Source organism: Endozoicomonas atrinae (assembly GCF_001647025.1).
Lineage (GTDB): Bacteria > Pseudomonadota > Gammaproteobacteria > Pseudomonadales > Endozoicomonadaceae > Endozoicomonas > Endozoicomonas atrinae.
This window is the reverse complement of the sequence record NZ_LUKQ02000251.1, coordinates 1-7,598: the sequence shown is the minus strand read 5'-3', so window position 1 is coordinate 7,598 and position 7,598 is coordinate 1. Positions and strand designations below refer to the sequence as shown.

The 7,598-nt window shown below is 57.4% G+C and carries 1 protein-coding gene; it reads right to left on the bottom strand.

The features are described 5' to 3' along the window. Positions 1-7,598 (bottom strand): JAB domain-containing protein (locus AK963_RS22980; protein WP_139117600.1); only part of this gene is annotated, 7,598 nt, incomplete at both ends.

Genomic DNA, 7,598 nt, shown 5'->3' with positions numbered 1-7,598 from the left:
GCTCTTCCGCAATATGCTCTCTGCGGTTGCTGCCATTCCTGTTTTTGATCGTTAAGGTGACATGGGTCAGTCGGCCTTCGTGGGTAAACTGGGGCGATACCTTCATTTGCTCTACCACCTGCCCAAGGCTGGGATACCGTTCCACCTGCTGTGCCGCACTGCTCCAGGCGATCCGGTCAAAGCCGTTCTCCGCAGAGTGGCGGATCATCCGTTTCATCACCAGGTTGGGCCAGCTCTCTTTCAGGGGCGCATTAGGTACCTGACGGTAGAACCGGTGCTTGTCGGTATCGAACAGTGATTGTCGTTCATCTCGCAGTGCTTTCAGCTGGGCTTCGGCATCCACCCACTGCTGAAAATGGTTTTCTACATTGTCAGCAACCGTGGTCAACTCGTTATTCAGCCGATCAACCTGCGTCTGATCTTCGGCCTGCTCTGCCTGTTTGAGCTGACGGGTAAGCTCATCACGCCGGGCACCGGTTTCAGCATGCTGTTTGCCAAACTCATCCCGCTGTTTTACGACAGCCCGAATCTTGTCATCGACTGCGTTTATCCGGTCATTTCGCTGCTCCTGTTTACGTACCGACTCTGGTGTTCGATAGCCACTTTCCCGACCGGCCTGATGCCAGTCGCTCTGCACTTCATCGATAAACAGAATCCGTTCATTACGACCATGGACGTTTTCATCAAAGGTCTGGAAGCGCACATGAGCCAGTACATTTTCCGTCGTCCCCCAGTGGCTTTCGTCATAGTCGTCCTGTCGCCATCGAGCAAAGGATTGATGCTCGCTGACGGCAGCCGCAATGGCCGAGGCCTCAGTGGCATGGCCGGTGGTGATCATGGTTTTGTCATCACCATTGTGGCGGTAGAGGGTGTAGTCTTTAAACTCCTGACTCCAGCCCACATCGTCCACCTTCATACCGGCGGGCATCATTCCTTGCGCCAGTGCGTTGGCTTCTTCTTCGGAAATGGGGCTAAGGTTCTTGTGATTCGGATCAGCGGGGAATACGTGGCTGTTGTTATCGAGAATCAGCAACAGTTCGGAATAATCTTCACCACCTTGCATGGCATAATTGCGGTACTGAACATCGGACTCATCCCGCAGCTCCGCTTCCAGGTCACTGCGAACGTCCGACTCGTAGTCGTTCTCCCAGGCTTCCAGCGCGGCATCTTCCTTGTCGGAATAGCTGATGTGATCCCGTACCAGCGCCTTGTCGTCCATAGTATCGACACTGTTATTGGCTCGCCATTGGGCTTCTTCGTGCAGGGCGGATTCATTCAGATTGCCATCGTCATCCACCAGGGCATCCATTTCATGGTCATCCAGCTCGTCTTGTTCAAACCGCTGTTTCAGTTCCTGATAGTGGAAGTCGTACTCATCCTCCCGCAGTGTTTCCCGCGCATCGTCCAGCAGGTGAGACAGTTCATCCAGCGAATAGCCGTGCTCATAATCGCCAATTCGTTCGCTGATAAAGTGCTGCTGCTTTTCATAGACCCGCTCTTCCAGCTCCTGTTCATCGAACGCATCAACACTGAGGTCTTCGTCGATCCGCACTTCATTCTGGCGGATAAAGTCCAGCACCTCGGCCCTGCTCAGCTTTTCACCCTTTTTGTCCGCCAGCCACAGGTCAAGGCCCAGCCACTGGATTTCCTCATCCTGCACAAAGTTGCCTTTCTTGATGGCATTCAGCCAGCTCTGGGCAGGCAACTTGTCGGATTTCACCGCAGCGGCACTGTGCTCCACGGCGGAGTAGAAGGTCGGGGCTATGCCTGCATCGCTGTAGCGGTTGCCCCAGTCGCGCTTGCTATGCCCTTCGGGTGCCCGGCGCTTGATGGGACTTCCCCCATCCATGGGGGTCGCCCTCTGTCCATCACGTTTCAGCCTGCCACGGGCAGCACTCAGCAATTCCACCGCATCGGCATCCGTCCATTTGATGTTGGGGAACAACCGGCGCAAAGCATTGCGGATCATGCTGACCACTTTGGTCAGCAGGCCGTTCTTCGGGTCTTTCTCCGCCAGGTGCGCCAGGTATTCCTCGGCAATGATCCGGTTGGCTTCTGCTTTCGGCTTACCTTCAATCTGTCGTGCGTATCGCTTGCCCAGTGCCTGCTTCAGCCGGTCGTTCATATCCCGGTGGATTTCATCCAGCACGGTATCGAGCCGTTTACCCAGCAGGCCACGGACGCCTTTATGACCTACCAGTTCATGGAGGACGGTGCGCACCGCCTCGCCAGTGGTATCCAGATTGGCTGCGATCAGATAGGTGTCGCCTGTCTCCGGGTCGAACATCCCTCGCACCCGTCCCTGAGCCTTGTCGCTGATCACCTTCTGGTAGAGGCTGGAGGGCAGCTCGGTTTCAGACTGCAATACATGGATGGACTGCCCCAGTTTCTGCTCCAGCGGCTTCAGCTTCAGACGCAACGGACCGGACTGGATGCCTTTGGCGTTACTGTCTTTGCGCAGGGCGTAGAAGGAACCCCGTTCGTTCAGGTCTGGGGTTCCTCTTTCGGCGGCAGACTGGTAGCTGCCATCCTTGCCGGTAAAGTGATCCAACACCTGGATACGGTCGCCCCGGTTGAAGAATCGGATCAGGTTCCGGGTGCCTGTCGTGGCCAGTGGTGAGCCACTGCTTTTCAGGATGACTGACGAACTGTTGGTGCTGTCCAGTGCCGTCATAATCCGGGCAGCCGCTGGGTTGTTGGTTGGATGCCGCAGGGTCTTCAGATCATGGTCCGACAACGGCAGAACGCCAGTAACATTGTATTTGCTATCCAGCAGCACCACGGCATTGGGGCTGATGGTGTCCAGAAAAGGGCGCACCGTTTCTGGTGAGCTGAAGTTGATATGTGGCCGGTTAAAGCGCAGCCGCCGTTCGGTAATCGGGAATGCCTTATTGCGAGCCATGCGTTTGGGAGCCACGGTGCCCATCTGCACCATGCCATCGGCATCCATGATTTTCGCATGGCCAGTGGTCCCCACCACGGCATGACCCATATTGACCACGTCACTGCCGTCCAGCACTTCATTCAGGCTGTGGGTAATATGCACATCCGACATACTGGGCACAGGATCACCGGAAGGATGGTTATGGGCAAACCAGACGCTTTTGGCATCGGGCGTAGCAACCACAGCACCGGCCAGTGTCCATGGGGATACGGAAGCAGAGGCTTTCTGCCCCTTACTGTGCTTAATGACATTGATCACCTTGTCATTGCCATCGAGCACAATGGCGACCATTTCCTCCTGCGCCAGCTTGCGGATCGGGGCGATAAAGTGGGCAAGGTCGTCGTAGGTGTGAATGGAGTCGGTGCCAGCTCTGATGGTGCCGGTTTCATCATGCTTAACCAGAACACGCTGGTTCTCGATAATCTGCTGTTTCCGTTCGTCACCGGAGAGGTCTGGGGAGGCGAACAGGTTCTGCTGTCCGGCGTCCTCCAAGTCGGACTTTTTGCCGAGCCGCTTACGTTCTTCTATTTCTCCTTCTTCGCCTTCTCCGACCCGGTAGCGTCCGGTTCCCTCATCAATTTGTCGAACTCGGATTGTGCCTTCAGCTTCCTGTCCCTGGCCGCCTGCATCTGTTGCTTCTGTTCGGGTGTCAGCAGATGCCCGTAGCGCAGATCGGATTTTGCCCAGGTTTCCAAGCAGCTCTGCCGCGCTCGCTTTGCCACCGAATCGTTCAGGGTCATTCTCTATCTCCTCTTTCAGCCGTTGCAGATGTTTGTCGTGGGGGGCTTCCGTGGCAGCTTTCATCACCTGGCGAGTGACATTGCCGTGGAAGCAACCCATGCCACCGTATTGGTCGCAGGAAGTGCAGTTGAAGTTCTTCTTCGGATCGGTGGGGTGCTTGATCTTTTTCCAGCCACCATCGACAGGGCAGACCCGCTTCATGGCATCCAGCCCGAGCATACGACGCAGGGTGGCTTTATCGCCCAGGACTCGCTGACCGTGTTTAATGGGCAGAGTCACCAGTATCCGGTCAAGGTTGGCGCGAACGAAGTCGATGCCATTCTGCTGACCGTCAAACACCACCGCCAGCTGCAGCTCCGGGTGCTGTGCGGCCAGTTCAAAGTTGGTGTTGTCCACCGACAGTGCCCGCCAGTTCTGTTCGGGCACCTGCTTCAGGAACTCTGGATTCTTGCTGAAGATCTGGAGCCGGATACCCTCCTTGTTCATGGTTCGGATAAAGGGCAGCCATGCCATGGAGCCATCGCCCATATCAAACAGGCGAAGGGCTTTGTTCTGGTAAAACTCCGGAGTGCCTTTGTAATCGTTGACCGCAATCCGGGCGGTTCTGACCGGGTCTTTCTCCACTGCCCAGTTCACGATTTCCGATTTGATAATGGGATTGCTGAACCGGTAATTGCCTTTGGTCGCATAACAGAAAGAAGCACAATCACGGCTGGGCATACAATCGACAAAGCTGCCATTGATGCTGTTCTCCGGTTTTCCAGCATGCCCCATGACATCCTCTGTGTGCAGGTAACGCCAGAGTCCGGGTTCGCCATGATCTTTCAGCGCTTTGAGGATCGAGGCGTTATCTTTCTGGGACAACAGCGACTGGTAATCCACCTCCCGCCCAGCCACCAGATCATCAATGGTCTGGCGAATCAGCATGGACTGCACAGTCTTCCTTGCCCAGGGTGTATCCGCCAGCTTCTTCAGCCGCTGGACAATGCCCTGCTTGTCAGACCGGCCATCCAAATACCGCTTGATGGCTGCCCGTTCCGCACCGCCCAGACTCTTGATCCCAGGCACCGAGTAGTGAGGCGCATTACGGCTATTGTACCAGTCGCGCTCCTGGCGCTTTGTGGCACTTCCCCCATCCTGGGGGTCGTATTGAGCCTTGTCTTCCTCAATCCCGGCAAAGTCATCGTCCGTCCACTCATCGCTATCAAGGGTGCCGTGATCAACCGCATCCAGCAGATCGTCTACTTCGTCCCTTTTGGCTTCTCTGGCAGATTCAGTTGGTCTTCCGGTCCGTTCTTCCGGTTCACTGCTTCGGTTGCTTCCTTCAGCAGTTTGAACAGGCTGGGCTTGTTTGGCCTCCCAGTCGCGCTCCGGGCGCTTGGTGGGACTTCCCCCTTCCCTGGGGGTCGGCTTCGGGTCGATGATCGGTGTGGATTTATCGCCATGGTTTTTCTCCAGTTGGTGGTTGGTCTGCTGAATCAGATCGTCCAGTGTCGCCTCTGCGGTGCCGAACATATCCCCATCGGCTTGTGATTGCTTTTGCAGGTACTGCTCAATCTGCCTCGCCAGCTCGCTCAATGCCTGACCAACCTGCCGCGACTTGTTCAGGTTGGCATCGAGCCAACGGGCGAACATTTCCGTTTCCGGGCTGAAGCTGTCCAGCAGGGAGCGCTGATCCAGAATCTCATCCACCGACTGGCCACGGTTGCGGCTGTCCTGCAAAATGCGACTGGCTTCCACCAGGGAATCAATGACGCCATAGCCACCGAGCTCCGGGTCTAACCCTTTTGTCCTGGCAAAGTGGGGAGCCGCCATGGCCAGTGACTTGATCAGGTTTTTCAGGTCCGGCTTGTCGTCTTCGGCAAACAGGCTGTTGAGCCGGTCATCGCCGTAGGCTTTCATAAACAGGGCCGACTCCACACGGTCACGCATCTGTTTATTCCAGTCACCCTGACGCGTTTTAAGCTCTCCGGCCTCATCACCGAGCCGGTCAGCGAACCTTGCAAGAAAGGTGTCGTTGCTGCGGTGCAGCAGATCGCCCGTGCCATCGGTATCAAAATGGCTCAGGTCTTCCCGGGTAATGCGACTGGCGTCCAGCTTGGCTTTTTCAGCCGGAGACATCGTAGCGGTTTCGGGCTTATTGGCCTCTTTGGTAAACGACACCCGATCTTCGGTATCGAGCTTGCCCTGCCGCTGGCGTACCAGTACCGGCTGGCTGAATTTATCCACATCCCCCGGCTTCAGGCCAAAGGCTTCCGCGTTGTCCTTCAGATACTGGCGGTAAGCCGCTGACCGTTCAGGGTGGTTGCGGTAGGCTTTGCGGAGCGCTGACACACGGCCATTGCCGCTTTCCACCACACGGTCACTGCCAATGATCGGCGCACCGCTGCTGGCCAGTGGATTGCTGCCGAGCTTCTTCGGGTTCAGCTTGCTGGCAATGCCCCTGATCTGGGTTTCACTGGCCTGCCTTGCCCGATCCCGTGGTTGCAGCTCTGCCGGGTATTGAGGGTTTACCTTGCCGGTGTCGTTATGGCTGGCAATCAGGTCGGACTGCTCATAGAGGGCATACTGGGTGCTGACTTCACGCTCATCAGCCATCACCGATTCGTCGGCCTTGCCCAGTACCGGCTTTTTTCCTGAAGGGGTTCCCGACTTTTCCTGTGCGGTGAGCCTCATCCCTTCCTGCTGCTGGCGCGCCTCGATGGCCTGCACTTCCCGTTCAAAGCGGATACCGTCCCCGCTTTCGACCATCGCCTTCAGGTTGTCCAGTGCCTCTTTCATGGAGGTCGGGGTAAAGCCTCGTCCACTTTTCCGGGCGTTCATTTCCAGCCTGCGCTGGTCTTCAATCAGCTTACGGACACGGCGTTTCTTGCTGTCGTCACCTTTCTTCCAGTTGAACGAACGGAACAAACGGTTCAGGCCGTTCATCCGTTCTGTGTAACTGTTCAGATCACGGTCAGGGTTGCCGGTGTACTCGGTTGAACCAGGATGCTGATGGGTAGCCCTGTCGATCTGATCCTGTCGGCGTTGCTGGCTGTCCTGCTGTGTGGCTTCCGGGTCAGTATCCACAGTGCCGTAACGGTTGCCGGTAAAGTCGGCAGGCGGGTAGTAAGGCAGTGCCTGCTGGCGGGGTTCGCTTGTCTTCTGTTGCGGTGCAGGGTCAGGCTGTCGGGTCTGCTGCTCAAAGCCAGGGCCGGTAAAAGTGGTTTCCCCTCGCTGTGCAGGGCCAGTGGGGTCCACATAGATGGCATTGTCGCTGCCAATCTGTGGCGTCTGCTGCACCGGCCCAGCCTGCCAGCCCGGTGGCCACTGGGTCGGGTCTATGGTCAGCTCCGGTTCAGTCTGTGCCTGCGGTTGTTCTTCCTGCGGCTGCGTTCCCCCCAACTCATGGAGCTGGCTCTCCAGTCCGGCAATGGCCACCGAGTTCTGCCGCAGTTGCTCCGCCAGCATGGCCTGATCGGCGTGAGGTTCCTGCATCTGGTCTTGCAGGGTCTGGTGCTGGCTCATCAGGTCGTTGTGTCTCTGCTGCTTCTCCCTGATATCATCCATATTGCGGGTTCGACCGGCAGCGCCCACCAGTCCACCCACCGGACCTCCAACAATGGCACCGGACAGTCCCTGCTCCAACGCACCATCAGTCAGTCCTACCTCTCTGCCCACCTGCTGCTGGCCGTAGCTGGCCGCCATCTGCTGGCCAACCCCTTCACCGAACTCCTGCGCCCCTTCGGTCAGGAACCCCTTGGCCGCATTCAGGCCACGGGTGCCGGCGTTCTTCAGGATCAGGTCCTCCATGGCCGGACCCGCCAGCCCCATGGAAAGCGCCCCCACCCCGGCAGCCGGGGCAAAGGCGGCCTGTGCCGCTTCCTCGGCCAGCAGGGCTTTGGCCTGCTCAAAAGGCTGGCGGGTATCGCCG